This window comes from Paracoccus sp. (in: a-proteobacteria) (genome assembly GCF_047605025.1).
Taxonomy (GTDB): Bacteria; Pseudomonadota; Alphaproteobacteria; order Rhodobacterales; family Rhodobacteraceae; genus Paracoccus.
Map to the genome: position 1 here is coordinate 75,271 of NZ_JASGGO010000008.1, position 26,380 is coordinate 101,650.

A 26,380-nucleotide genomic window follows, 5' to 3' on the forward strand; every position below is an offset into this window, starting at 1 on the left:
AAGGCAATTCCGCCAATTTTCGGCAATCAGCCCGATGGGTTAAGCCCTTTCCAGCTAGACAGGAGCATTTTATGTCCGATTTCGCCGTTATTTGGGACTGGCTCGCCTTTGCCATCCGCTGGACGCATGTCGTCACCGCCATCTGCTGGATCGGCTCGTCCTTCTATTTCGTGGCGCTGGACCTGGGCCTGCGCAAGGTGCCCGGCCTTCCCGCCGGCGCCCATGGCGAAGAGTGGCAGGTTCATGGCGGCGGCTTCTACCATATCCAGAAATACCTGGTCGCACCCGAGCGCATGCCCGATCACCTGATCTGGTTCAAATGGGAAAGCTATGCGACCTGGCTTTCGGGGGCGGCGCTTCTGATGGTCACCTATTGGGTCGGGTCCGAACTGTTCCTGATCGACCCCGCCAAGATGGAACTGGTGCCCTGGCAGGCGATCCTGATCTCGGCCGGTTCGCTTTCGGTCGGGTGGCTGGTCTATACCAACCTGTGCAAGTCGAAGCTGGGCGAGACGCCGACGCTGCTGATGCTTTTGCTGTTCGCGCTGCTGATGGTGATGGGCTGGGGCTATAACCAGGTCTTCACCGGCCGCGCCACCATGCTGCATCTGGGCGCCTTCACCGCCACGATCATGACGGCGAACGTGTTCTTCGTCATCATGCCGAACCAGCGCATCGTCGTCGCCGACCTCAAGGCGGGCCGCCCGGCCGATCCGAAATACGGCAAGATCGCCAAGCTGCGCTCGACGCATAACAACTACCTGACGCTGCCGGTCATCTTCCTGATGCTGTCGAACCATTACCCGCTGGCCTTCGCGTCGAACTACAACTGGGTGATCGCCGGGCTGATCTTTCTGATGGGCGTGACCATCCGGCATTTCTTCAACAGCATGCATGCGACCGGCGCCATGAAATGGTGGACCTGGGCTGTCACCACGATCCTGTTCATCATCGTGATGTGGCTCTCGACCGCGCCGATGTTCCGCCAGACCCTGGAAGAGGCCGAGGCCCGCGTCCTGACCCCCACGCAGCAGGCGATGATCGACACCCCCGGCTGGAACGGCGCCTTTGGCGCCGTCATGGGCCGTTGCAGCATGTGCCACGCCCGCGAGCCCAGCTATGAGGGTATCCACACCGCCCCCAAGGGCGTGCTGCTGGAAACGCCCGACGACATCACCCGCGCAGCGCGCGAGATCTATATTCAGGCCGGGCTGACCAATGCCATGCCCCCCGCCAATGCCAGCTTCATGGAACCGCAAGAGCGCAAGGCGATCGTGGACTGGTATCGCGCCCTGCCGAAAAGCTTCGCCTGGAACTGACCCGCTAGACGGCCCACCCGCCGCGCCGAATCGCGCGGGGCAATGCCGCCGAAGACCTTCCTCCTCCCAGCCATCGCACCCGCCTGACCGGAACCGCCGCGCGGACCCGCTCCCTCTTCAAGATAGCGCGGGCTTCAAGATCGCGCGGGCACTGGGCCAGATCCCAGACAAGGCGTCCCTACCCCCATCGCGCGTCAGGGAAAATCACTCTCTTTTCGAATGTTGCCCCGCCGGTTGGCGCGCTAGTCGAAATGCCCGCGCGTCTCGCGCGCGATGAAATCCGCGAACAGCCGCACCTTGGGATCCTGCAAACGGCGATGCGGGGTCAGCACGCCGAATTGCGCCGGCAGGGGGCGGGATTCGGGCAGGACCTCGATCAGGCGCCCCGCCGCCAGGTGTTCGGCCACCTCATAATGCGGACGGTTGGCGATGCCTCGGCTTTTCAGTGCCCAATCGGTCAGCACATCGCCGTCATCAGCGTCAAAACGGCCGTTGACCAGCAGTTTCATCGGCCCCTCGGCGGTTTGCAGCACCCAGTAATATTCCGGGCTGCGCGGATAGCGCAGCAACAGGCAGTTATGCCCGACCAGGTCCTCGGGGCGCTGGGGCGTGCCGCTGCGCGCCAGATAATCCTCCGTCGCCACCAGCACCCGCCGGCATTCCGCGATACGGCGCCATTTCAGCGCCGAATCCTGTGGCTCGCCCAGGAAGAAGGCCAGGTCGATCCCGTCCGCGATGATGTCCACATTCCGGTCCGAAAGGCGCAGGCGGATCTCGACCCCCGGATATTCATCGCAGAAACGCGGCACCAGGGGCGCGATCAGCCGCCGTCCCAGGCCCAGCGGCGCGGTCACCCGCAAGGCGCCGTGCGGCATGCCCGAAAAACCCGAGACGACGGCCTCGGCCTCGTCCAATGTCTCGATCACCCGGCGCGCGCTGTCATAGAAGGCACGGCCCACCTCGGTCGGAACCAGCTTGCGAGTCGTGCGGTTCAGCAGCCGCACACCGAAGCGCGTCTCAAGATCCTTGATGCGATTTGAGGCAACTGCCGGAGACATACGCAGATCCCGCCCTCCGGCGGTAATAGACCCCAACTCGACCACGCGCACGAAAACACGCAGACTTTCAAGATATGGCACGGCGCTTACCCGCCTCTTTCAAGGAATGGCTGAAAGTCTTATGCTCAAACAATCATTTCGCAAAGGGCAAAACGCATCTAGGCTTTTTCCCATCCCAGCGACCAGCGAGGACCAATGAGCGGCGAACTGCGTTTTCTTCTGAACGACACCGAAATCCGCCTGACCGAGGCCGGCGCGCGCGACACGCTTCTGGATTTCCTGCGCCTGAACCGCCGCCTGACCGGCACCAAGGAAGGCTGCGCCGAGGGCGATTGCGGCGCCTGCACGGTGCTGGTCGGCCGGCTGCATCACGGCGCCATGCATTACGAGCCGATCAACGCCTGCATCCGGTTCCTGGCCTCGTGCCACGGCTGCCATGTCGTGACCATCGAACATCTGCGCGGCCGCGACGGCGGGCTGCATCCGGTCCAGGCCGCGATGGTGGAACATCACGGCAGCCAATGCGGTTTCTGCACGCCGGGCTTCGTCATGGCGCTTTACGGGCTTTGGATGCAAAATCCGCGTCCCGACATGCTGGCGATCGAGACCGCGCTGCAAGGCAATCTGTGCCGCTGCACCGGCTATGAGCCGATCGTGACGGCGGCCTTCGCGGCCTCGCAGGCGGGCGGGCAGAACTTCGACGCCCTGACGGTCGAACGGGATCGCGTGACGGCGGCGCTGCAAGCCATCCCGCGCGAGCGGGTCGAGCTCGCCCGCGGCCCGGATCGCGCCATCCTGCCGCGCGACGCCGCCGATCTGGCCCAGGTGCTGGCCGAAAACCCCAAGGCCACCATCGTCGCCGGCGCGACCGATGTGGGCCTTTGGGTGACGAAATTCCTGCGCGACATCTCTCCGGCCGTGTTCATCGGCCATCTGGCGGATCTCAAGCAGATCCAGATCACGCCGGGCCATATCACCATCGGCGCCGGCGTGACCTATTCCGAATTCGAGCCTTTCGTGCTGGCCCATTTCCCCGAGGCGCTGGATTACTGGCGCCGCATCGGCGGCTGGCAGGTCAGGAATGCCGGCACCATCGGCGGCAATGTGGCCAACGGCTCTCCCATCGGGGAAACGCCGCCGCTGCTGATCGCACTGGGGGCCTCGATGCGCCTGCGCGGCGCCGGAGGCACGCGCGACATCGCGGTCGAGGATTACTTCATCGCCTATGGCAAGCAGGACCGCCGCCCCGGCGAATTCGTCGAAAGCATCACCGTGCCGCTGAAGGGCGACGCGCGCATCGCCGCCTACAAGGTCAGCAAGCGCCACCATGCCGACATCACCGCCTCGGCCGCCGCCTTCCGGGTGGAAACCGACGGCACCACGATCACCTGCGCCCGCGTGGCCTTCGGCGGCATGGCCGCGACTCCCAGGCGCGCCACCCAGGCCGAAGCCGCGCTGAAAGGCCAGCCCTTCACCGCCGAGACCTTCGAGGCCGCCGCCCGCGCCGTCGCGAACGACTTCCAGCCGCTCAGCGACTGGCGGGCCAGCGCCGAATACCGCCAAACCCTTGCCGCCAATTTCTTCCGCCGCTTCTGGCTTGAACAGTCCGGCGCCGAGCATCGCCTTCGGAGGGCCGAATGAAACAGGACGTTTTCGTCAAGGGCGCCGCCCATACGTCGATCATCCACGATTCGGCGGTCAAGCATGTGACCGGCCAGGCGGATTACACCGACGACCTGATGGAGCCTGTGGGCACGCTGCACGGCTATCTGGGCCTGTCCTCGGTCGCGCATGGCCGGATCGTCTCGATGGACCTCTCCGAGGTGCGCAAGGCTGCGGGCGTGCATCTGGTCCTGACCGCCGAGGATATTCCGGGCGAGAACGACATCAGCCCAAGCGGCCTGCACGACGACCCGGTTTTCGCCACCCCGGTGGTGCGGTTCCTGGGCCAGCCGATCTTCGCCGTCATCGCCGAGACCCGCGACCAGGCCCGCCGCGCCTGCAAGCTGGCCCGCGTGGAATATGAGGAACTGCCCCATGCGCTGGACGCGATCGGCGCCCGCGACGCCGGCATGGGCTATGTCACCAAGCCGCTGAAGCTCAAGCGCGGCGACATGGCCGGGATGGACCGCGCGCCCCTGCGCACGACCGGCCGCCTGACCGTCGGCGGGCAAGAGCATTTCTACCTGGAAAGCCAGATCGCCTTCGCCATTCCCGGCGAGGATGACGAGGTGATCGTGAACACCTCGACCCAGCACCCAAGCGAGGTCCAGCACATGGTCGCGCATGTGCTGGACGTGCCCTCGAACGCGGTGGTGGTGCAGGTGCGGCGCATGGGCGGCGGCTTCGGCGGCAAGGAATCGCAGATGAACGTCTTCTGCGTCACCGCCGCGCTGGCCGCCAAGAAGCTGAACCGCGCGGTCAAGATCCGCCCCGACCGCGACGACGATTTCCAGATCACCGGCAAGCGGCATGATTTCGTCATCGACTATGCCGTGGGCTATGACGAAACCGGCAGGATCCACGCCGTGGACGCCGATTTCTATGCCCGCTGCGGTTTTTCGGCGGATCTCTCGGGTCCGGTGACGGACCGGGCGCTGTTTCACGCCGATAACGCCTATTACTATCCGGCGGTGGAACTGCGCAGCCATCCGATGCGCACCAACACCTGTTCGAACACGGCGTTCCGGGGCTTCGGCGGCCCGCAGGGCGTGATCATGGCCGAGCGCGTGGTCGAGGATATCGCCTATGCGCTCGGCCGCGACCCGCTGGAAATCCGCAAGCTGAACCTCTATGAAAACGGCCAGTTGACCCCCTATCATCAGGAGGTCGAGGATCAGATCCTGCCGCGCATCTTCGAGGAACTGGAGGCGTCCGCCGACTACCATGCCCGCCGCCGCGCCGTGCTGGAATTCAATGCCCGCGGCGGCGCCATCCGCAAGGGCATCGCCATCACTCCGGTCAAGTTCGGCATCAGCTTCACCGCGACCTGGTATAATCAGGCCGGCGCGCTGGTCCATATCTACTCCGACGGCTCGATCCACCTGAACCATGGCGGGACCGAGATGGGCCAGGGCCTGAACACCAAGGTCGCCCAGGTCGTGGCCGAGGCTCTGGGCGTCGATATCGACCGCATCAGGATCACCAAGACCACGACGGAAAAGGTGCCCAATACCTCGGCCACGGCGGCAAGCTCGGGCACCGACCTGAACGGCATGGCCGCGCTCGATGCCTGCGAACAGTTGCTGGCCCGGCTGAAAGCCTTCGCCGCCGAAGGCCGGGGCGTCGATCCCGATCTCGTCACCATCGGCGAGACGGTGCGGATCGCGGATGACGAGATCCCCTTCGCCGACTTCATCAAATCGGCCTATATGGCCCGTATCCAGCTTTCGGCGGCGGGCTTTTACAAGACGCCAAAGATCCACTGGAACCGCGATACCGGGCAGGGCCGGCCGTTCTATTACTACGCCTATGGCGCCGCCTGCGCCGAGGTCTCGGTCGACACCCTGACCGGCGAATATGTGGTCGAGCGCGCCGATGTGATCCATGACGTGGGCCGCAGCCTGAACCCGGCGCTGGACAAAGGCCAGGTCGAGGGCGCCTTCATCCAGGGCATGGGCTGGCTGACGACCGAGGAGTTGTGGTGGGACCAGAAGGGGCGGCTGCGCACTCATGCGCCCTCGACCTACAAGATCCCGCTGGCCTCGGACCGACCCAAGATCTTCAATGTCAGGCTGGCCGACTGGTCGGTGAACCGCGAAAGCACGATCAAGCGGTCCAAGGCCGTGGGCGAGCCGCCCTTCATGCTGGGAATCTCGGTCTTCCAGGCGCTGAACATGGCGGTGGCCAGCTTCAACGGCTACCGCGAAAATCCCCGCATCGACGCCCCGGCGACGCCCGAGCGCGTGCTGATGGCGATCGAGAAACTGCGATGATCCGGGTGCGGATCACCCGTGCGCGGGGATCGACCCCGCGCGAGGCCGGGGCCGCGATGATCGTGACCCAGCAGACCGTCCAGGGCACCATCGGCGGCGGACAACTGGAATACATGGCCATCGACCGCGCCCGCCAGATGCTCGCGCGCGATGAGGCCGGCGCCACCATGGACGTGCCGCTGGGCCCCGAGATCGGCCAGTGCTGCGGCGGCCGGGTCGAGCTTGCGCTGACCCGCATCGACGAAGCCCCCGCCGCGCCCGAACACCCCCAGGTGCTGATCTTCGGCGCGGGCCATGTCGGCCGCGCGCTGTCCCGCGCGCTGGCGCTGCTGCCGCTGCGCCCGATCCTGATCGACCAGCGCGCCAGCGAACTCGCCCAAGCCACGGGCGAAACCCGCCTCACCCCCCTGCCCGAGGCCGAGATCCGCGCCGCGCCCGCCGGCACCAGCTTCGTCATCCTGACCCATGACCATGCCCTCGACTTCCTCCTGGCGGCCGAGGCGCTGCGCCGCTTGGACGCCCCCTATATCGGCATGATCGGCAGCGGGACCAAGCTCGCGCAGTTCCGCCGCTTCGCCCGCGCCCAGGGGCTCGACACCGGTCGCCTGACCTGCCCCATCGGCGCCGGCTACAGCCACGACAAGCGCCCCGAGATCATCGCCGCCTTCACCGCCGCCGAACTCATCGGCCGCCTGACATCCACCGCTTCTTTGCTTCACAAATACCCATGCGACAGTTGATCCGGGGGCGCACGCTCTCCTTTCACGCCGACCCGGTGGAAACCGAAAACCCCTTCACCTATCATCAGGACGGCGCGATCCTCACCGACAACGGGCGTATCGCCACCGTCGGCGATTACGTGGACCTGCGCGACCCGGCGCTACCGGAGATCGACCACCGCCCGCATCTGATCCTGCCGGGCTTCATCGACACACATATCCATTTCCCGCAGGTGCAGGTGGTGGCCAGCTGGGGGGCGCAGCTTCTGGACTGGCTCAACACCTATACCTTCCCCGAGGAATCGCGCTTTTCTCAACAGGGCCATGCCCCCCGGATGGCCGAGCATTTCCTGAACCTGCTGCTGTCGCATGGCACCACCACGGCCGTCGCCTTCTGCTCGGTGCATCCGCAATCCGCCGAGGCACTGTTCCACGCCGCCCATGCCCGCGACATGGCGATGATCGCGGGCAAGGTGATGATGGACCGCAACGCCCCCGAGGGCGTCCTGGACACGCCGCAACAGGGCTATGACGACAGCAAGGCACTGATCGCGAAATGGCACGGCAAGGGCCGGCAGCGTTACGCGATCAGCCCCCGCTTCGCCATCACCTCGACGCCCGAGCAGATGGAGATGACCGGCCAGCTTGCGCGCGAGCATCCCGATTGCCACATCCAGACGCATCTGTCCGAAAACCGCGGCGAGATCGCCTTTACCCTCAGCCTTTACCCCAAGGCGCGGGACTATCTCGACATCTACGAAACCTACGGCCTTCTGGGCGACAGGATCCTGCTGGGCCATTCGATCCACCTGGAGGAGCGCGAGATCGCGCGCATGGCCGAAACGAACAGCCATCCGGTGTTCTGCCCGACCTCGAACCTGTTCCTGGGCTCGGGCCTGTTCGACGAAGCCGGCCTCAGGGCGCGCGGCATCAGTTCCGGCATCGCCACCGACATCGGCGGCGGCACCAGCTATTCCATGCTGCAAACCCTGAACGAGGGTTACAAGATCCTGCAATTGCGCGGCCAGAAGCTGCATCCCTATGCCGCCTTCCACTGGGCCACGCGCGGCAATGCCAAAGTGCTGGGCATGGAGGACGAAATCGGCACCCTCGCCCCCGGCTCGGCGGCGGATCTGGTGGTGCTCGACAGCCGCGCGACCCCGGCCATGGCGCTGCGCATGGACCGCGCGACGACCCTGGCCGAGGAACTCTTCGTCCTGCAAATCATGGGAGATGATCGCAGCGTGGCCCAGACTTATGTGGCCGGCCGGCCGATGCTGCCGGGCTGATCCCGTCACGCGCCGACACGGTTCGCCGAAACGCGCACCCGCACCCGCGAATTCATCCACCGCAATCGGACGCCGGCACCGCGAACGCCCCTCTTTTACAAAGCGATGACGCGCTGGTTGTCAGGCTCATCCCAAAGCGGAAGCCACCGTATCGAACCTCTCGGCAGACATTCCCCAAACAGGAAAACCCCCGCATTCGCGGGGCTGTTCCTATTCCTGCCAATCCTCATCCTCGCCATCGTCTTGATGGCGCCAATCCTGAAGGCGCGAGGCCAGCGTGATCCCCAGCGCGAAAGCACCCAGAACCGGCGCGAGGCTGCGCAGGTTCGAAGGCCGCTCGCCGCCCGGCCGGGCCGCGAAGCCAAGCCGCTGTGCGGCCTCGTCGCCCATCCTGCGCGCGGCGCCATAGACCCGCGCCTCGGCACCATCGGCCAAGCGGCTGGCGCGGTAATTGACATCGTCGGCCATCGAATGGGCCTTCTGCTCGGCCCGGTCCAGAAGCTGGCTCGCACGGTCCGCGGCCTTGCCGATGGTCACCTCGACCTTGTCCGACGCCTTGGCCATCGCGGCATCGGCCATCAGATGCAATTGCTCCTGCACCTCGGACTTCAACTCATCCGTGCTGGGCACGGGATGCTTTTCGCGGCCCGCCACTGCCAGGCAGATCAGGCCGATCAGCAGCAGCGCGCCGCCGATCGCCAATGAGGCCCAAAGCGGCCCCCAATGCAGGTTATGCGCCAGAAAGACCCAGACCGCCGCCAGCAGAAATCCTGCCGCCAAGGCGAACAGGACCCCCGCCCCGGCCATCAGCCCCGCCCGGCGCAGCTTGTCCGTCAGGGCAAGCTGCATATTGCGGGTATAGGCAAACATGCAGGCCCTCAGCGACGCGAGATGATCAGGCCAAGCAGGAATCCAACCCCCGCCGCGATACCAAGCGCCTGGGCGGGATTGCGCCGCACCATGCTGGACACATCGTCATAGTAATCCTCGGCATAAGAGGCGACCTCGCCCGCGCGGCGCTCACCCTCGCGGTAAAGGCGACGCGCTTCCTTGCGGGCCTGTTCGGCATAGTCCTGGCCACGATTACGGGCCTCATCGACATATTCCGAGCCGCGCTTGCGCACGTTCTCGACAAATTCAGCGCCTTTTCCGCGCATGTCGTGCAGCACGTCGGCGCTGCGGCTTTTCGCATCTTCATAGGCATCGCTTGCTTCATCGGCAGCGCGGCGGGCGCGGTCGCGCACATCGTCGGCGGCTTTCTGTGCCTCGCGCTTGACCGCATTCGCAGCGTCGCGGGCGTCGGATTTCAGATCCTCGGTGCTGTCCTGAGCCATGATGACTATCCTTTCAAGATATCGTCTTGTCACTTTCAGAACGGCTGATGGCGGGGTTCGTTCCCCGCAAAACCAAAAATCATCCGCCTGAGCGATTGGATCTGGAATAAAGCATTCGGAAGGATGGTACCGCCTCCCCGGCTCGAACGGGGGACCTCTAGATCCACAATCTAGCGCTCTAACCGGCTGAGCTAAGGCGGCACTGGCGGCGGTTTAACTCCGGCGATGGCGGGTTGCAACCCCCGTCTTGCCGGAAATTTTCAGGCAAGCTAATCAGGCTTCAGGCAAAGAACGCAAGGACCCCAAGGCATGGGCATCAACAGCGAAAGCGACATCGCGGCGAATATCCAGATCGGCCCGACCGACCAGGGCATGGTCCGCATCTATATCGAGGCCGAGGGCGTGGATCTGCCCCTGGACTTCGATCCCGACGAAGCCGAGGAGATCGCCGAGGAATTGCTTGCGGCGGCCGAAGCCGCGCGCGGCGCCGGGCCGCGACCGGGCAAAAAGCCTAAGCCTCGGGGCTGATGCCCAGGGGATCGCTGAGCGCCAGCAGGCGCGCCGACGAGACGCGCGCGATATCGCGCAAAAGCCGGTTGCGCCGCGCACTGGCCAGCCGCGTCTCGGGCGCCATGCGCTGGATTTCGGCACCAAAGCTGTCGGCGCGGATCAGGCCGGATTCGCGGGGCAGCAGATGATCGGGAAAATCCAGGTCCACCGCCCAGAAGAAGCGGTCGCAGAATTCCAGATAACCCTGCCATTTCGCGTCCGAAACGAAATCCGCCCGGCAGCTTTTGCATTCCACGACCCAAACCTCACCCTTGGGCGAGATCGAGATCACGTCCACCCGCAGCCCGCTGCTGGGCATGAATTCCACAAGCGCGGCATGGCCCATCGCATGCAGCATCCGGGCGACCCCGCGCGCCAGGCGCTGGCCCGCACGAGGTGGAAGCGGATCGGTCGGGCAGGAAAGGGCGCTCATGGCCGAAACATGAACCAAAGAAGAACATCCTGCAAGCCCCTTCCCTTTCACCTCCCCTTGCGCGGCGCGGGGCCTGCGCCTATGTCTGGTCTTGGCGGGTTTCTGCTCTTCTCGTGTGCGGCCTTTTTTTCCACTGGCCTATAATTTCACCGAGGGGGCTGGCTCTGTCGGGGCCCTGGTCCCGTTATCCGGTTCCCACCTGGACATCCAGGCTTTCGGGGAAACCTGCGCTGCAACGGTCGCTGCGGTTCCCGCCACCTTTCCTCCCTGCCCCTCGCTCATGGAAAAGGGCGGCCCGAAGGCCGCCCTAAAGGTCTTGAAAAAAGTCGACCTTAGAAGCCGTAGACCAGCGACACGCCCAGCGTGTTGTCGGTGCGGATGTCGCGGTCCGAGACGTATTCGGTCTTGTAGGACACGCGGGTCGCGAAGGCGTCCGACATCTTGAAGTTCAGACCCAGTTCGTTCGTGATCGTGTCGTTCACGTCCGAGGTCAGGTAGTCGGTGTCATTGGTGACGAAGAAGTTTTCGTTGATGCGGTGATAGAACCGCGACGACACCAGATAGCCCACGTCGGTGTTGCTGTCATATTCCAGCTCCTCGGCGTCCGCATCAATCACGTCCACCGATTTGGTATAGCGAATACCGACGGCGGCTTGCACGCGCCATGCGGTGGCGTCGGTGTTGATGACGCGGTAGCCCGGACCGAAGCCCAGATAGGCATCACGCTTGGCGCGGCCGTCCAACGAGCTGAAGTCTTCGCCGCTGGACAGGCTGATCGGATCGCCCGCCAGCGCGTCGGTGGCCAGGCGGCCCAGACCGAAGGCATAGAAGCGGTCGTTGATGTTATACATGCCTTCGTAGATCACATAGGTCTTCTCGGTATCCTTGTTGCCGGCGTTGTTGTCGCCATATTCCAACAGGATGCCGACCGACTGCGAGAATTGGCCCTGGTTGTGGGACAGACGGCCCGACAGGCTGAAGTCCTGGTTTTCGCTATTGCCGGTCGAGCCGGCATAGGACAGCGCGACCGAGCCGAAGGTGCCTTGGCGCTGGTCGGGGTTGCCGAAGCGATGGGCGTCTTCCGAGCGGGCGAAATCGTCGCGCACGTCGCGCTCGATATCTTTCATGTCCTCGTTGACTTGACTGATGCCGACGGCATTGGCACCCGCCGAGGTTTCCGATTGCGCAAAGGCGGGAACCGCGAAGGAAGCGGCCAGAGCGGTGGCACCTGCGAGATAGGCTAGCGTTTTCATCAAATTCAGTCCTTTTTCTTGAACCTTACGCCATGTCCGCAGCCCCAGGAAACTGTGGTTGCGAGCATTTCTGCTGGGCTAGAATTATCCCTGTCCGGCGCGGTCATAAAGAGCGGTGGCGAATTACCGCCTTGTCTCAAAAACGTGAACCCCCTGTGACAGATTTGCATCGGCGGAAAAGTGACCATATAAAATCGTGATGAAACCTGTGGGTTGAAAAGCTAGTTCGCAAAATTTATCCGGCAAAATCAGGCTTCAGTATATCTGCCCATGGATCACGAAACATGTGTGCAGCGAAACGAACGTCGGCCGGCCAAGATTTGCCTTAAAAATAGGCGGCCTTGATCCATCCTTGCAATGCGCCGGTTGTGGCACGAAACCCACAACGTTTCTCAAAACCCCGTGGCATCCATGGAACCCTATCACTGCCTTGCGCGTTCCATACAGGTTTTTCTGGCCCTTTTCCGGCCCCCATGCGGTGCGGTCGCTCGCGCGTCATGGCGGGTCGGCGCGCCAAGCGCAAAAACGGCCTAAACCCAACCCCCACCTATGAAAAACGCCGCCAGATTCTGGCGGCGCTGGCCTTCGAGGCTGGCATTCGAAGGGGGCAGGTCAGGAATCAGAACTGGTCCGGCCGGCTTTCGCGTGCGATGTGATCCAGCACCGCGTTGACGAATTTCGACTCGCGGCCTTCGGGAAAGAAGGCGTCGGCGATGCTGACATATTCGCTGATCACCACCCGCACGGGCGCCTTTGCGACGACGAATTCCGCTCCGGCCGCGCGGAAAAGCGCGCGCAGCACCGGATCGATCCGCTCGATCGGCCATTTCGCGACCAGTGCGCGGTCGGTCATCTGGTCGATGCGGGATTGCCAGTTGACGGCTTCGTCCACGATGCGCGCGAAAAGCTTTTCGTCGGCCTCGGACGAAACGATGTCCTCATCCTCGTCCAGCCGCCCGATCCGCCATTGCCGGAACTCGCGCAGGACGCGGTCGGCGGATTGGCCCATGGCCTCCATCTGGAACAATGCCTGGACGGCATAGACCCGCGCGGCCGAGGTCCGCGCCTGGCGTTCCGCCCTTTCCTCCGGGCTAAGCCGGTTACCACCCTGCCCGCTCATGCGCCCCGTTGTCCTTCCAATTCGCCCGCCAGCCGGATCACGTCGGGATTGCCCGAGGCGCGCCCCACGGGGCGCGTTTCCCAGCGCCGCTTAAGGGCGACCAGATGCAGCGCCGCCGCCGCCGCGCCGCCGCCCTTGTTCTGGCCTTCGGCCTCGGCGCGGATCTCGGCCTGGGCATAGTTCTCGACCGTCAGGATACCGTTGCCGATGCAATGGCCTTGCAGTCCCAGAAGGGTGATCGCGCGGGAACTGTCGTTGCAGACCGTATCGTAATGCGTCGTTTCGCCCCGGATCACGCAGCCAAGCGCCACGTAGCCGTCGTAAAGGCCGCGCGAGGCGGCAAGTGCGATGGCCGTCGGGATCTCCAGCGCGCCCGGCACCTCGACCAGATCGGCGGTGGCACCCGCGTCAAGGGCGGTCCGGCGCGCGCCCGCGATCAGCGCATCGGCAATCTGGCGGTAATAGGGCGCGACCACGATCAGCAGGCGCGCGCCCTCGATCCTGGGCAGCGGTAGCTGGTGATGTTCGATGCTGGCAGCCATGGCTTACTCTTTGGGAATCGGACGCGTGGAATGGATCGAAAGCCCGTAGGCGTCAAGCCCGACGACCTTGACCGGCGCCGAATTCGTCAAAAGCACCAACTCGGACAGGCCCAGCGAGGACAGGATCTGCGCCCCCAGCCCGTAATGCCGCAGGATATGGGGCGAGGCTTCGCCTTGTTCGGGCAGTTGGTTCGATGTGTCGCGGAACAGGACCACGACGCCCCTGCCCTCATCCCCGATGGCACGCATGGCGGCGCCCAGATCGCCCGCATCCTCGCGCCCGATGCCCAGAACGTCGTGAAGCGGGTCCAGCGCGTGCATCCGCACCAGCGTCGGCTGGTCCGGGACAAGCTCGCCCTTGGTCAGCACGATATGCTCGGCGCCCGAGGTTTCGTCGGCAAAGATCCGCATCGTCCAATCGCCGCCATGGACGGAATGGACGATGCGCTGGCTGCGCTCGACGATCAGGTTGTCGTGGCGGCGGCGATACGAGATCAGGTCGCTGATCGTCCCGATCCTGAGGCCGTGCTTTTGCGCGAAGGCCACCAGGTCCGGCAGCCGCGCCATGGTGCCGTCCTCGTTCATGATCTCGCAGATGACGCCCGCCGGCGTCAGCCCGGCCAGGCGCGAGATGTCCACCGCGGCCTCGGTATGGCCGGCGCGGACCAGGACGCCGCCTTCGCGCGCGCGCAACGGAAAGACATGGCCCGGCGTCGCGATGTCGGGGGCGCCCTTGGTCGGGTCGATGGCGACCGCGATGGTCAGCGCCCGGTCCTGCGCCGAGATGCCGGTCGTCACGCCTTCGCGCGCCTCGATGGACATGGTGAAGGCGGTCTCGTGGCGGCTGGAGTTCTTGGAGCTCATCAGCGGCAGGCCAAGCGCGTCGATGCGCGCCCCGGTCATCGACAGGCAGATCAGCCCGCGCCCATGCATCGCCATGAAGTTCACCGCCTCGGGCGTGGCCATCTGGGCGGGAATGACCAGATCGCCTTCGTTCTCGCGATCCTCGTGATCGACCAGGATGAACATGCGGCCATTGCGGGCTTCGTTGATGATCTCCTCGGTCTTCGAGATTACATCCGACCAGTCGCGCTCGACCGGACCCGGTTTTTCATATTGCATCCGCAACTCCTGCAAAGAAGGTCCGCCCGGCCATGAAACCCGCCAGGCCGCCCGCCGTCATCATCTCGCGTTCATGCGCCGTCTCGCCGATCATCAGCACCGCGTCGCCGGGCAGGCCCTGGGCGCGCAGCCAAGCCTTCATCTCGTCGCGCATCGCTGACCAGCTACTGCCGAAAGGGGCCAGGTCGCGGGCCGAGACCGCGCGGATCTGCCGGCCCAGCACATCGGGGGACAGGCCCGGCGCGCAGCCCAGATGCGGCGCGGCCCGGATAGCGGCGATCCGCCGTGCCTCTGCCTCGGGGACGGGGGCGCCACGGCGAAACACTCCAAGCGCGTTCGACGAATAAAGAAAGGCCACCAGATCGCGCCCGGTCGTCGCCCGCACGCCGGCATAGGTCTTGTAATCCAGGCCCAGTTCCCTGGCGCGGCGGACCTGCATCCGCACGACCTCGATGGGCAGGCGCGCGCCCAGAAGCTCACGCCGCGCGACGGTCCAGGCATGGGTGCGAAAGCCGCAGACCGGGCCGGGGCCGCCGTTATGGCCGATCCCGGCCATCTAGATGCTCTCCGCCAGCCGCGCGACATAGCGCGCCAAAGTGTCGATTTCCAGGTTCACGCTGTCGCCGACCCGCGCACCGCCCCAGGTGGTGACGGCCTGGGTATGGGGGATCAGGTTGACGCCGAAGGTCTCGCCCGCGACCTCGTTCACGGTCAGCGACGTGCCGTTCAGCGCGACCGAGCCTTTCGGCGCGATGAAGCGCGCCAGATCCCTGGGCGCACGGAAGGTCAGGCGCGTGCTGCCGCCCTCGTCCCGCATGGCCTCGATCACCGCCACCCCGTCCACATGCCCCGAGACGATATGTCCGCCCAGTTCGTCGCCCACGCGCAGCGCGCGCTCAAGGTTCAGCCGCTTGCCCGCCGCCCAGTTCTTCACATTGGTCTTCGAGATCGTCTCGGAGGAAATATCGACATCGAACCAGTCCGCGCCCTTCTCGACCACGGTCAGACAAACGCCATCGCAGGCGATCGAGGCGCCCAGATCCACCGCCGGCATGTCGTAATGGCACGCGATCCGCGCCCGCATGTCGCCGCGCATCTCGATCTGGGCGACGGTTCCGATATCGGTGATGATCCCGGTGAACATTTGGGCTCCGATGCTATGATCCAGCCCGAGACCTAGAGCTTTGGCGCGCATTCTTCAAGCAAGGCAGGAATCCGTTTACCTTGCCCGTCAGAAAGTGGTGACAGAAATATAGCATTCATGCATCAGTTGTTTCGGAGCGGTTCTTCATAATTCGTTCCCGAATTGATCTTGAAGGGGTAATTTGCGATGGACTTGGTTCTAGCCTGCCCATAAGGAAATCGACTTGAACGCGCTGACCTCCACATCTCTTGCGGTTCTGCCCGCGGAAATCGCGGCGCGCCCAGCGGAAAGCAGGGTTTTCCTGATGTTGCAGGGACCGCATGGGCCGTTTTTCGATCGTGTGGCGGGCCAGTTGCGCCATACGGGGGCAACGGTCTGGCGCGTGGGGTTCAATGCGGGGGACGAATTTTTCTGGAAAGATTCGGCTCACTTCCTGCGCCATACCGGCACGCCCGAGGAATGGCCCAGCCATCTTGAGCGTATTATCGCCGAAAAAGGCGTCACCGACATCGTTCTTTACGGCGATGTTCGGCCGATCCATGTCGCCGCGCGCGAGGCGACCTTGCGCCACGGCCTGGTGCTTCACGTCTTCGAAGAGGGTTATCTGCGCCCCTTCTGGATCAGCTATGAGCGGGGCGGCTCGAACGGCAACTCCGCGCTGATCGGCATTCCGCTGCGCGAGATGCGCAATGCCCTGCGCGGGCGCAGCGGCGAGCATCTGACGCGCCCTCCGGCCCATTGGGGCGACATGCGCCAGCACAAGTTCTATGGCGCCCTTTATCATTTCTTCGTCCTGATCGCGAATGGCCGCTACAAGGGCTACCGCACCCATCGCCAGATCGGCGTGTTCCAGGAATTCAGGCTGAACCTGCGGCGGCTGCTGATGACCCCGGTGGACATGGTGGCGCAATGGCGCGAGGTGACGGCGGTCCGGCGCGGCGGCTTTCCCTATGTGCTGGTGCCGATGCAGCTTGAGCATGACTCGAACTTCGTCGCGCATTCCCCCTACGCCACCATGGCCGAATTCACCAGGGAAGTGCTGACCGAATTCGCCCGTTCGGCGCCGCGTCACCATCGTCTGGTCTTCAAGGCCCACCCGCTGGAAGATGGGCGCGGCGGCATCCGGCAGGCGATCCGGGACCAGGCCGCCCGGCTGGGGCTGGGGCAGCGCGTGCACTTCGTGCGCGGCGGCAAGCTCGCGCAGCTTCTGAACCAGGCCCGCGCGGTGGTGACGGTGAACTCGACCTCGGCCCAGCAGGCGCTCTGGCGTGGCCTGCCGGTCAAGTCGATGGGCCGGGCGGTCTATGACAAGCCCGGCATCGTCTCGGACCAGAGCCTGGCCGAGTTCCTCGCCGAACCGGCGCCGCCCAACACCTGGGCCTATCGCCGCTATCGTGACTTTCTGCTGGAAAGCAGCCAGATCCCCGGCGGCTTCTATTCCAGACGCTCGCGTGCGCATGCGCTGCGCATCGTGGTCGACATGATGCTGGCCCCCGAAGACCCTTACGAGGCTCTGCTGGCCGGACGTGGAAAATATCGGCAACAGATGGAAACCTATACGGAATGATACCTCGTCTGGTTATGGCTTTCCTAACGGCACTGAGCTAATATTTTCGGCAATAAAATCGACCGGGAACGCTTTCCAAGGCCGAAGTTTGAACGAGAGAGAGACAGGAGTAATGGTTTGACCGCAATAGTTTTTTCGCGTGCCCACAGTGGCTCCGCGGCCGGTCCTCGGCGCGGTTGGGCCATGCGCCTCGCTCAATTCGCGGCTGTCGGGGCGGTGATTCTCGTCTCGGCCTGCGGCATGCCCCGCTCGGGTCCGACCAGGGGAGAGATCATGAAGGGTTCGGTCGCCAATGGCGGCAGCACCAATATCGTCAATGTCGATGACCGTGTCATCCGCGCGGCGAATTTCAGCCCGACCTACGGCTTCGGCCGTGATTTCCAATCGGCCGGCACGGTCGGCGCCGATGAAATCCGCCCCGGCGACGTGCTGGGCCTGTCCATCTGGGAAAACGTCGATGACGGGCTGCTGGCCTCGATGGGATCCAGTTCGACCAGCCTCCAACAGCTTCAGGTGGACAGCCAGGGCTATATCTTCGTGCCCTATGCCGGCCGGGTGCGCGCCTCGGGCAACAGCCCCGACGAGCTGCGGCGCATCATCACCCAGAAGCTGGAAAGCCAGACCCCCGATCCGCAGGTGATGGTCACCCGCATCGCCGGCGACGGCGCCACCGTTTCGGTCATGGGCAAGGTGAACTCGCAAGGCGTCTTCCCGATCGAACGGCCGACCCGCACGCTTTCGGCCATGCTCTCCAAGGCCGGCGGCGTCTCGATCGAGCCTGAGATCGCGGTCGTCACCGTCAAGCGCGGCAATGCCAGCGGCAAGGTCTGGCTGCGCGACCTTTATCGCAGTTCGCGCAACGACATCGCGCTGCGTCCGGGCGATATTGTCCTGGTCGAAGAGGATCAGCGCAGCTTCACCGCCCTGGGCGCCCTGGGCGGCCAGACGAAGGTTCCGCTGGGCAATGAGGAGATCAATGCGATCGAGGCTGTCGCCATGGTCGGCGGCCTGGCGACCATGCTGGCCGATCCGAAAGGCGTCTTCATCCTGCGCAACGAGCCGGAATCGGTGGCGCGTTCGGTGCTGGGCCGCAACGACATCTATGGCAGCCAGCGCGTCGCCTATATCCTGGATCTGACGAAGCCCGACGGGATGTTCCTGGCCCGCGACTTCCTGATCCGCGATGGCGATACCGTCTATGTCACCGAGGCGCCTTCGGTTCAGTGGAGCAAGGCCCTGAACTCGATCCTGAACCCGATTACCGAGGTTCGTCGCACCGAATCCGCCTTCTGATCTGATGATGAGGGTGACCAAGGCCGCCGGGACTTCCCGGCGGCTTTTCGTTTTCAGCGGCGGCTTCCTGTCGCAGCCGCGCCTAAGGCGCATTCTTCAGCTTTCGGGCTGGCGCCCCGCGATCGGCCTGCCCGGCCCCGGCGACATGATCGGGATCTGGGGCGCAAGTCCGACCGCCTGGCGTGGCATGGCCATGGCGCGGCGGCGTGGTGCCGGGCTTTTACGGATCGAGGACGCTTTTCTGCGCTCGGTCCTGCCCGGCCGGGCCGGGGGGCCGATGGGCCGTCGCGGTCCCGTGGGGCTGATCCTGGATCCGGTGGGGCTGCATTTCCTGCCCGAAAGCCCCTCGCTTCTGGAAAACCTGATCCTGGACCCCGCGACCGAAAGCCTGCACGGTGCCGCGCGCGACGCCATGGCGCGGCTGATCGCGGCCGATCTGTCGAAATACAACGCGCATCTGCCCGATCAGCCGCCGCCGGGACGCGATTATGTGCTGGTGATCGACCAGACCCGCGGCGATGCATCGCTTCTGGGCGCGGGGCGGGCGGATTTCCTGGCGATGCTGCAAGCGGCCCGAGACGAAAATCCCGGCGCTCCCATCGTCATCCGCACCCATCCCGAGACCGCCGCCGGCCTGCGCCCCGGCCATTTCGCGGCCGGCGACCTGCGGGCGGGCGAGGCGTTCTGCGACGCTCCGATCTCGCCCTGGCGTCTGCTGCAAGGCGCAAGCCGGGTCTATGTCATGTCCTCGCAACTGGGATATGAGGCGATGCTGGCCGGTCATCGGCCGCGCATCTTCGGACGGCCCTTCTATGCGGGCTGGGGTCTCAGCGAGGATCGGCACCGCTTTCCCCGCCGCCGCCCTGCCGCCATCGAGACGCTTTTCGCCGCCAGCCATCTGCGCGCGCCGACCTGGTATGACCCTTGCGTCGACCGCCTGACCGATTTCGAGGGTGCGCTGCGCCAGATCGAGGCCGAGGCCCGCGCCTGGCGCCAGGACCATGCCGGGCATCTCGCCTATGGCATCCGGCTGTGGAAACGCCCCTTCATCTCGCGCGCCTTCGGGGCGGCCAAGCCGCTGCGCTTCACCGCGAAACCCGGTCCCGCCGTAACCCTGGCCTGGGCCAATCGCGCCGAAGACCTGCCCCAGGCCCTGCGGGTCGAGGATGGGTTCATCCGCTCGCGCGGGCTGGGCGCCGCGCTTGTCCCGCCCTTGTCGCTGGTCGCCGACGATCTGGGCATCTATTACGATCCCGGCCGCGAAAGCCGGTTCGAGCGGATCATGACCCAACCCCTGCCGCCGCAAGGCGCGCGGCGCGCCATGGCGCTGGCCCAGGCGCTGACCCGGCTGGGGGTGACGAAATACAACCTGGGCGGCGCGCTGCCCGACCTTCCGCCGGGACATCGCATCCTGGTCCCCGGCCAGGTCGAGGATGACGCCTCGATCCGCCTGGGCGCCGGGGACGAGCGGACGAACCTGGCGCTGCTGACCCGCGCGCGGCGGGAAAACCCGCGGGCGGTGATCATCTATAAGCCCCATCCCGATGTCGAGGCGGGGCTGCGTCCGGGCCAGATCCCCGCCGAACAGGCCGCCGGGCTGGCGGATGTGATTGCCCATCAGGCCAGCGCCGATGCCCTGATGGGCAAGGTGAACGAGGTCTGGACCATCACCTCGACACTGGGATTCGAGGCGCTGATGCGTGGCCTGCCGGTCACCACCCTTGGCGCGCCCTTTTATGCCGGCTGGGGGCTGACCCGCGATCTGGGACCGATCCCCGCGCGCCGCCGGCAGAGTGCGGATCTGGCGCGGCTGGTCCATGCGGCGCTGATCGAATATCCGCGCTATTTCCATCCCTCGACCGGCCTGCCCTGCCCGCCCGAGGCGGCGCTGGAATGGCTGGCGGACCCGGATTTCCGCAGCGGCGGCGTGCCCTTGCGGCTGCTGGCGAAAATCCAGGGGGCGATGTCGGGCCATGCCTGGCTGTGGCGGCGCTAGCCGCGCAGCCAGCGATGCATCAGATCGGGGCCGATGCGGCGGCTCTCGACCAGGTGAAAGCGGGGGGCGTCGGCCAGATGCACCAGCCCCATGGCGGCGGCGGCGGGGCGCCCGTCCCCGCCCAGCACCAGCCCGGCGGTATAGCCCACGACCTGATCGACCAGTCCCGCGCGCAGCAGGCCCGCCGCCAGGACGCCCCCGCCTTCGCAGAAAACCCGCGTCAGCCCACGCCGCCCCAACTCCGCCATCATCCGCTCGGGCGTGCCGCCGATCCGCCAAAGCGGCCCATGCATCGCATCCTCGGGCGGCAGATCCAAAGCCGGATCGGCCGAGACCACCACCCGCACCGGCTGGCGCGGCGCGCCGAAGCCGCGAACGTTCAGCGCCGGGCGGTCCGCCCGCGCGGTGCCACCGCCGACCATTACCGCATCATGGGACAGGCGCAGCGCATGGACATGGCGGCGCGCCTCGGGTCCGGTGATCCACTGGCTTTCCCCGCCGGCGGTGGCGATGCGGCCGTCGAAACTGGCGGCAAGCTTCAGCGTCAGCATCGGCCGGCCCTGGGTGATGCGGGTCAGGAAACCGCGCTGCAATTCGCGTGCCTCGGCCTCGCGCACATGTTCCGTGACCTCGATGCCGGCGGCGCGCAGCATGGCATGGCCGCGCCCCGAAACACGCGGATCTGGATCGGTCTGGGCGGTCACGACGCGGCGGATTCCGGCGGCGATCAGCGCCTCGGCGCAAGGCGGGGTCTTGCCGTGATGGGCGCAGGGTTCAAGCGTGACATAGGCGGTCGCGCCACGCGCGGCCTTGCCGGCCTGGGCCAGGGCGCGGACCTCGGCATGGGGACGGCCGCCGGGCTGGGTCCAGCCGCGCCCGACCACCCTGCCCGCCGCCAGGATCACGCAGCCCACCGCCGGGTTCGGCCAGGTATTGCCCAGGCCCCGCCGCGCCAGGCGCAGCGCATGGTCCATGTGCCGCGCGTCGTCCTGGTCGCCGCTCACTCTTCGACCAGGGGCCGCAGTTCCGAGACGAACTTGTCGAAATCGTCCGCCGCCTGGAAGTTCTTGTAGACGCTGGCGAAACGGACATAAGCCACGGTGTCGATCCGGGCCAGCGTCTCCATCACGATTTCGCCGATGACCTTCGAGGGGATGTCCGTATCGCCCATGCTTTCCAGCCGCCGCACGATGCCCGAGATCATCTGGTCGATGCGTTCGGGTTCGATCGGGCGTTTTTGCATGGCGATGCGGATCGAGCGTTCCAGCTTGCCACGGTCGAAATCCTCGCGCCGGCCGCTGGTCTTGACCACCACCAGATCGCGCAGTTGCACCCGCTCATAGGTGGTGAATCGGCCCCCGCAGGCCGGGCAGAAGCGGCGCCGCCGGATCGCCACGTTATCCTCGGCGGGACGCGAGTCCTTCACCTGAGTGTCCACATTTCCGCAGAACGGACAGCGCATCCCTTGTCCCCCATCAGGCTTTGACCGCAGGCAGTATAGGAGGGGCCAAACCTGTTGGGTAGCCCACAGATGCAGCCACCAGATCAAGCATGCCAGGACCTTGCCCCGTCCCCCCCCGCAGCGGCCGCGACTGGCGAAACACATGTGCCAGGCCCCGGAGATGCCCAAGGTGAAATGGCCCATGACCCCGGCCATTCCAAAACCGCTGGACATGATCCTTGCCGGAACCGCATGGTCGATCAAAAAGCAAGGCGGGCAAGCCCGCGCCTATACCGCCGAAAATGCGATCAGCGCGGCGGTCTCGCCCAATTGCTGCATCGCGCCCAGCACATCGCCCGTCTGCCCGCCCAGGCGGCGATGCGCGCGCCAGCCAAGCCACGCCTGCGCGATGCCGCAGCAGATCAGCGGGACAAGCCAAGTCTTCGCCGGGAAAGGCGACAGGGCGGCGGGCCAGATCATCAGCCCCGCTCCCAGGGAAAGCGCGGCAAGCGATGCGCCGCTTGCCGGTCGTCCCGCGTCATGCCCCAACCCGCTGGGCCGGGCCGGCCGCATCAGCCGCAGGGCCAGCGCCATGCCCGCCCGCGACAGCGCCGCCGCAGCGATCAGACCGGCCGCCGCGATCAGCGGGCCATTTTCCAGCATGCCCGCGACCGCGCAGACGCGCAGCCCCGTCACCAGAACCAGCGCCAGAACGCCATAGCTGCCGATGCGGGAATCGCGCATGATCTCAAGCGCGCGGACCCGGTTCGCGCCGCCGCAGCCATCGGCGTAATCGGCCAGCCCGTCCTCGTGCAGCGCGCCGGTCGCAAGCACCATGGCGCCCACCGCCAGCAACGCGGCGACCAGGGACGAAAGGCCCAAGGCCAAGGCCGCCGCCAGGACCAGCCCGGCAAGGCCGCCGACCGCCAGGCCCACCAGCGGAAAGGCCCAGACGGCCTCGGCCAGCGGCACCGGGCGCAGCCCCGGAACCGGCAGGCGTGTCAGCCACAGGAACGCCGTCAGCAGCCCGGCAAGTGCCTTAGCCAATCCCGGCCTCGGCAAAGGTCGCCATGCCGTCATGGCACTCCAGCGCCGCGCGCAGGATCATCAGCGCGACGGCCGCGCCCGAGCCTTCGCCCAGGCGCATGTCAAGCGTGACCACGGGCTCTTTCTTCATCACGGCGATCAGGCGGCGGTGGCCCGGCTCGGCGCTTTCATGGCCGATCAGGCAATGGTCCAGCGCGTTCGGATCATTCGCCAGAAGCACCCCCGCCGCTGCCGAGCAGATGAAGCCGTCCAGAATCACCGGAATCCCCAGTTCGCGCGCGCGGATCACGGCGCCGCAGATCGCCGCCTGCTCGCGCCCGCCATAGCTGCCCAGGATCGAGGCCGCCGTCGCCGCGCCCTTGTGCCGCTTCAACCCCGCATCGACGGCGCGAAGCTTGTTTTGCATGATCTCGTCGGTGGCGCCGGTGCCGGGGCCGACCCAATCCTCGGCCGTGCCGCCGAAGGTCGCCGCCGCCAGCGCCGCCGCGACGGTCGAATTGCCGATCCCCATCTCGCCCAGGATGATCACATCCGCCTTGGGGTCGACGGCGTTCTTGCCGGTCTGGATCGCCGCGACCAGTTCCGGCGTCTCCAGGGCCATGCCTTTGGTGAAATCGGCGGTGGGCTGTTCCAGCCCCAGGGCAAAGACCTGAAGATCGGCCCCCGCCGCGCGGCAAAGCTGGTTGATCGCCGCGCCGCCGTTCTGGAAGTTCTGGACCATCTGGGCCGTGACCTCGACCGGGAAGGGGTTCACGCCCTGCGCGGTGACACCGTGGTTGCCGGCAAAGATCAGGGCCTGGGCCTTCTCGATCCGGGGCCGCGCGCGTCCTTGCCAGCCGGCCATGAAGATCGCAAGTTCCTCCAGCCGGCCCAGGGATCCGGGTGGCTTCGTCAGTTCGGCCTGGCGGTTGCGGGCGGCGTCGGCGGCGGCTTGGTCAAACTGTTTCAAGGCATCTCTCTTTGTGGTTTCAGCCGAAGGGGCAGGCCGCTGACGGCCATCCAGACCTGATCCGAGGCCGCAGCGACCGCCTGGTTCATCAAGCCATGAAGATCGCGGAAGCGACGTGCAAGCGCATTTTCGGGCACGATGCCCAGGCCCAGCTCATTGGTGACCAGGATCACGGGCGAGACCTGGGCGGCCAGCGTGTCGACCAGCGCCCGCAACCGCGCCTCGGGATCGTCCCGCATGATGTTGGACAGCCACAGCGTCAGGCAATCGACCAGCCGCACCCCCTGTCCGTCCGTCCGCGCCAGCGCGCCGGTCAGATCCCGCGGCGCTTCATGGGTGATCCAGCCGCCGTCCCGGCGCTGGCGATGCGCCAGGACACGCTGCGCCATTTCAGCGTCCAGGGCTTCGGCCGTGGCGATGTAATGGCGCGGCGCGGGATTTCGGCAAGCCATTGTTTCGGCAAGCAGGGACTTACCGGAGCGGGCGCCGCCTGTCACCATGATGATGCGGGATGGCTGGATCATGGCGGGGTTTTGACACATGGCCAAGTGCCGGGAAAGCCCGAAATCATGCTTGCCGTCCGGCAGCCATCCGGCCAATTTCCGCCAATCCGCCCGCCCAGGCCGACGAGGCGCTTCGGCAGAGATATTATGAGAGGTGCGCCATGACGCGATTGTTCCTGACGACGGCCCTGACGCTGGGTCTTGCCCTGCCCGCCTTCGCCGTCCAGCCCGCCACGGACGAAAAGCTGGCCCAGGACCAAAGCTATACCTTCTGGCTGGCAGACGCGATCAGGACGCTCGATCCGCATAAAAGCAACGATGCCGAGGGAGCGGACGTTCTGCGCCAATTGTTCGAGGGGCTGATGAACGAGGATCCCAAGGGCGCGCCGGTGCCTGGGGTCGCGGCCTCATACGATCTGTCGGACGACAGGCTGACCTATACCTTCCATCTGCGCCCCGAGGCGAAATGGTCGAACGGCGATCCCGTCACCGCCGAGGATTTCGTCTATGGCTGGCGCCGCCTGGCAAATCCCGAGACGGCCTCGGAATACTCCTGGTTCATGGAATTGATGCACGTCGCCAATGCGGCGGATGTGATCAAGGGCGCCAAGAAGCCGGGGGAACTGGGCGTGAAGGCGCTGGACGCGCGGACGCTGGAAGTCAGGCTTTCCACCCCCACGCCCTATTTCGTGAAGATGCTGGGCCGTGCCCCGACCTTTCCGCTGCCCAGAAAGGTGGTCGAAGCCAAGGGCGATGCCTGGACCCAACCCGGAAATCTGATCGGCAATGGCGCCTATATGCTGAAAAGCCACGACCTCGGGGTGCGGATCACCATGGAGAAGAGCCCGAATTACTGGGACGCCGCCAATGTCGTGATGCAACGCATCCAGGGCCTGACCGTCAGCGATGCCGATGCCGCGCTGGCCCGCTTTCAGGCGGGCGATCTGGACCGCGCGCAGATCCCGACCGGAGAATATCCGCGCCTGGCGAAGGAATTCCCCGATCAGGCGATCTCGGTCCCCTATGCCTGCACCTATGCCTATATTTTCAACCTCTCGGACAAAGGCCCCGAGGCGTTGAAGGACGTGCGCGTGCGCAAGGCGCTTTCCTATGCGATGCAGCGCGAGACGGTGGTGAACCAGATCCTGCAAGGCGGCCAGAAACCTGCCTATAGCTGGACGCATTGGGCGATCGAAGGCTTCGGGATGCCCCAGATCGACTATGCGTCCTGGTCCCAGGCCGAGCGGCTTGAGAAAGCCAGGGCGCTGCTGGCCGAGGCAGGCTATGGTCCGGGCAAGCCGCTGAAGCTGACGCTGACCTATAACAGATCCGAGGATCACAGGAAGATCGCCGTCGCGGCGCAGCAGTTCTACAAGGCGCTTGGCGTGCAGATCACGCTGAACGATGTCGACTGGAAGGTGCATGCCGAGCGCCTGCGGAATCAGGACTTCCAGATGGCGCGCTATACCTGGTGCGCGGATTACAACGAAGCCTCGACCTTTCTGGATTATTTCCAGACCGACGGGCTGAATTACGGCAAATACTCCGATCCGGAATTCGACAGGCTGATGGCGGAATCCCGGACCTCGAAGGATCCGGGCGTCCAATACACCGCCGCCGAAAAGATCCTGGCCGGGGACATGCCCCTGATCCCGATCTATCACTATGCCAAGGTCGACATGATCAATCCCGCGATCAAGGGCCTGCCGACGGAAAACGTGATGAACGCCTGGTATGCCAAGAATATCTATCGCATCCAGGAATAGT

At 65.5% G+C, this 26,380-nt stretch carries 25 protein-coding genes and 1 tRNA gene; 10 read left to right on the top strand and 16 right to left on the bottom strand.

Annotated features, from left to right (window positions below):
• Positions 1–71: 71 nt before the first annotated feature.
• Positions 72–1,319 (top strand): urate hydroxylase PuuD, encoded by a 1,248-nt coding sequence (locus QM682_RS06625; protein WP_415128150.1) that lies wholly within the window; start codon positions 72–74, stop codon positions 1,317–1,319.
• Between the two features lie 242 nt (positions 1,320–1,561).
• Here QM682_RS06625 and QM682_RS06630 read toward each other — a convergent pair whose 3' ends face one another.
• Entirely contained in the window at positions 1,562–2,458 is an 897-nt protein-coding gene (locus tag QM682_RS06630) for a LysR family transcriptional regulator (protein ID WP_415128151.1), read from the bottom strand.
• Positions 2,459–2,572: 114 nt separating this feature from the next.
• On the opposite strand from QM682_RS06630, the gene xdhA reads away from it, so the two are divergent.
• Genes xdhA through guaD form a run of 4 tightly spaced genes read left to right on the top strand, consistent with a single transcriptional unit; the run spans position 2,573 to position 8,320 of the window.
• Positions 2,573–4,018 (top strand): xanthine dehydrogenase small subunit, encoded by a 1,446-nt coding sequence (gene xdhA / locus QM682_RS06635; RefSeq protein WP_415128152.1) that lies wholly within the window; start codon positions 2,573–2,575, stop codon positions 4,016–4,018.
• Positions 4,015–6,312, top strand: a complete 2,298-nt coding sequence (gene xdhB, locus QM682_RS06640; protein ID WP_415128153.1) for a xanthine dehydrogenase molybdopterin binding subunit — start codon at positions 4,015–4,017, stop codon at positions 6,310–6,312. Before xdhA ends, xdhB begins: the two co-directional genes overlap by 4 nt.
• Positions 6,309–7,052 carry a xanthine dehydrogenase accessory protein XdhC gene (xdhC, locus tag QM682_RS06645; protein WP_415128154.1) on the top strand — a complete coding sequence of 248 codons (744 nt, stop codon included), beginning with the start codon at positions 6,309–6,311 and terminating at the stop codon, positions 7,050–7,052. Before xdhB ends, xdhC begins: the two co-directional genes overlap by 4 nt.
• Positions 7,040–8,320, top strand: coding sequence for a guanine deaminase (gene guaD / locus QM682_RS06650; RefSeq protein ID WP_415128155.1), 1,281 nt, complete (start codon positions 7,040–7,042; stop codon positions 8,318–8,320). Before xdhC ends, guaD begins: the two co-directional genes overlap by 13 nt.
• Before the next feature lie 210 nt (positions 8,321–8,530).
• On the opposite strand, the gene QM682_RS06655 is transcribed toward guaD, so the two are convergent.
• The 3 genes from QM682_RS06655 to QM682_RS06665 form a co-directional block, all read right to left on the bottom strand.
• The gene (locus QM682_RS06655) at positions 8,531–9,190 is read right to left on the bottom strand and encodes a phage holin family protein (RefSeq protein ID WP_415128156.1); all 660 of its coding nucleotides are present in this window, start codon (positions 9,188–9,190) and stop codon (positions 8,531–8,533) included.
• A gap of 8 nt (positions 9,191–9,198) precedes the next feature.
• The gene (locus tag QM682_RS06660) at positions 9,199–9,654 is read right to left on the bottom strand and encodes a glycine zipper domain-containing protein (RefSeq protein WP_415128157.1); all 456 of its coding nucleotides are present in this window, start codon (positions 9,652–9,654) and stop codon (positions 9,199–9,201) included.
• Between the two features lie 124 nt (positions 9,655–9,778).
• Positions 9,779–9,855 (bottom strand) — tRNA-His (locus QM682_RS06665).
• 108 nt (positions 9,856–9,963) lie between these two features.
• Here QM682_RS06665 and QM682_RS06670 point away from each other — a divergent pair.
• Positions 9,964–10,182 carry a DUF6324 family protein gene (locus QM682_RS06670; RefSeq protein ID WP_415128158.1) on the top strand — a complete coding sequence of 73 codons (219 nt, stop codon included), beginning with the start codon at positions 9,964–9,966 and terminating at the stop codon, positions 10,180–10,182.
• Here QM682_RS06670 and QM682_RS06675 read toward each other — a convergent pair.
• From QM682_RS06675 to QM682_RS06705, 7 genes are all read right to left on the bottom strand, one after another.
• Entirely contained in the window at positions 10,166–10,636 is a 471-nt protein-coding gene (locus QM682_RS06675) for an MmcB family DNA repair protein (protein WP_415128159.1), read from the bottom strand. The two genes, QM682_RS06670 and QM682_RS06675, sit on opposite strands and share 17 nt — an antisense overlap.
• Positions 10,637–10,968: 332 nt before the next feature.
• Complete coding sequence (locus QM682_RS06680; protein ID WP_415128160.1) at positions 10,969–11,889, bottom strand: YdiY family protein; 921 nt, start codon at positions 11,887–11,889, stop codon at positions 10,969–10,971.
• Positions 11,890–12,508: 619 nt separating this feature from the next.
• On the bottom strand, positions 12,509–13,009 hold the full coding sequence (gene nusB / locus QM682_RS06685; RefSeq protein ID WP_415128161.1) for a transcription antitermination factor NusB: 501 nt from the start codon (positions 13,007–13,009) through the stop codon (positions 12,509–12,511).
• Positions 13,006–13,551, bottom strand: a complete 546-nt coding sequence (locus QM682_RS06690; protein ID WP_415128162.1) for a 6,7-dimethyl-8-ribityllumazine synthase — start codon at positions 13,549–13,551, stop codon at positions 13,006–13,008. The genes nusB and QM682_RS06690 overlap by 4 nt, the downstream gene beginning before the upstream one ends.
• A gap of 3 nt (positions 13,552–13,554) precedes the next feature.
• Entirely contained in the window at positions 13,555–14,673 is a 1,119-nt protein-coding gene (ribB, locus tag QM682_RS06695; RefSeq protein ID WP_415128163.1) for a 3,4-dihydroxy-2-butanone-4-phosphate synthase, read from the bottom strand.
• Positions 14,663–15,229 carry a hypothetical protein gene (locus tag QM682_RS06700; protein WP_415128164.1) on the bottom strand — a complete coding sequence of 189 codons (567 nt, stop codon included), beginning with the start codon at positions 15,227–15,229 and terminating at the stop codon, positions 14,663–14,665. The genes ribB and QM682_RS06700 overlap by 11 nt, the downstream gene beginning before the upstream one ends.
• On the bottom strand, positions 15,230–15,817 hold the full coding sequence (locus tag QM682_RS06705; RefSeq protein WP_415128165.1) for a riboflavin synthase: 588 nt from the start codon (positions 15,815–15,817) through the stop codon (positions 15,230–15,232).
• A gap of 304 nt (positions 15,818–16,121) precedes the next feature.
• On the opposite strand from QM682_RS06705, the gene QM682_RS06710 reads away from it, so the two are divergent.
• From QM682_RS06710 to QM682_RS06720, 3 genes are all read left to right on the top strand, one after another.
• Positions 16,122–17,384 (top strand): capsule biosynthesis protein, encoded by a 1,263-nt coding sequence (locus tag QM682_RS06710; protein ID WP_415128194.1) that lies wholly within the window; start codon positions 16,122–16,124, stop codon positions 17,382–17,384.
• 183 nt (positions 17,385–17,567) lie between these two features.
• On the top strand, positions 17,568–18,677 hold the full coding sequence (locus QM682_RS06715) for a polysaccharide biosynthesis/export family protein (protein WP_415128166.1): 1,110 nt from the start codon (positions 17,568–17,570) through the stop codon (positions 18,675–18,677).
• A 7-nt stretch (positions 18,678–18,684) separates the two neighbouring features.
• Positions 18,685–20,673, top strand: a complete 1,989-nt coding sequence (locus QM682_RS06720; protein WP_415128167.1) for a capsular polysaccharide biosynthesis protein — start codon at positions 18,685–18,687, stop codon at positions 20,671–20,673.
• Here the strand turns inward: QM682_RS06720 and ribD are convergent.
• From ribD to cobU, 5 genes are all read right to left on the bottom strand, one after another.
• Positions 20,670–21,677 (bottom strand): bifunctional diaminohydroxyphosphoribosylaminopyrimidine deaminase/5-amino-6-(5-phosphoribosylamino)uracil reductase RibD, encoded by a 1,008-nt coding sequence (gene ribD / locus QM682_RS06725; protein WP_415128168.1) that lies wholly within the window; start codon positions 21,675–21,677, stop codon positions 20,670–20,672. The genes QM682_RS06720 and ribD overlap by 4 nt on opposite strands.
• Complete coding sequence (gene nrdR / locus QM682_RS06730; protein WP_415128169.1) at positions 21,674–22,135, bottom strand: transcriptional regulator NrdR; 462 nt, start codon at positions 22,133–22,135, stop codon at positions 21,674–21,676. The genes ribD and nrdR overlap by 4 nt, the downstream gene beginning before the upstream one ends.
• Before the next feature lie 267 nt (positions 22,136–22,402).
• A complete protein-coding gene (locus QM682_RS06735; RefSeq protein ID WP_415128170.1) occupies positions 22,403–23,161 on the bottom strand; it encodes an adenosylcobinamide-GDP ribazoletransferase in 759 nt (252 codons plus the stop codon).
• On the bottom strand, positions 23,154–24,110 hold the full coding sequence (gene cobT / locus QM682_RS06740) for a nicotinate-nucleotide--dimethylbenzimidazole phosphoribosyltransferase (protein WP_415128171.1): 957 nt from the start codon (positions 24,108–24,110) through the stop codon (positions 23,154–23,156). The genes QM682_RS06735 and cobT overlap by 8 nt, the downstream gene beginning before the upstream one ends.
• The gene (gene cobU, locus QM682_RS06745) at positions 24,107–24,634 is read right to left on the bottom strand and encodes a bifunctional adenosylcobinamide kinase/adenosylcobinamide-phosphate guanylyltransferase (protein WP_415128172.1); all 528 of its coding nucleotides are present in this window, start codon (positions 24,632–24,634) and stop codon (positions 24,107–24,109) included. Before cobU ends, cobT begins: the two co-directional genes overlap by 4 nt.
• Positions 24,635–24,774: 140 nt before the next feature.
• On the opposite strand from cobU, the gene QM682_RS06750 reads away from it, so the two are divergent.
• Positions 24,775–26,379 (top strand): peptide ABC transporter substrate-binding protein, encoded by a 1,605-nt coding sequence (locus QM682_RS06750; protein ID WP_415128173.1) that lies wholly within the window; start codon positions 24,775–24,777, stop codon positions 26,377–26,379.
• Position 26,380 lies beyond the last annotated feature (1 nt).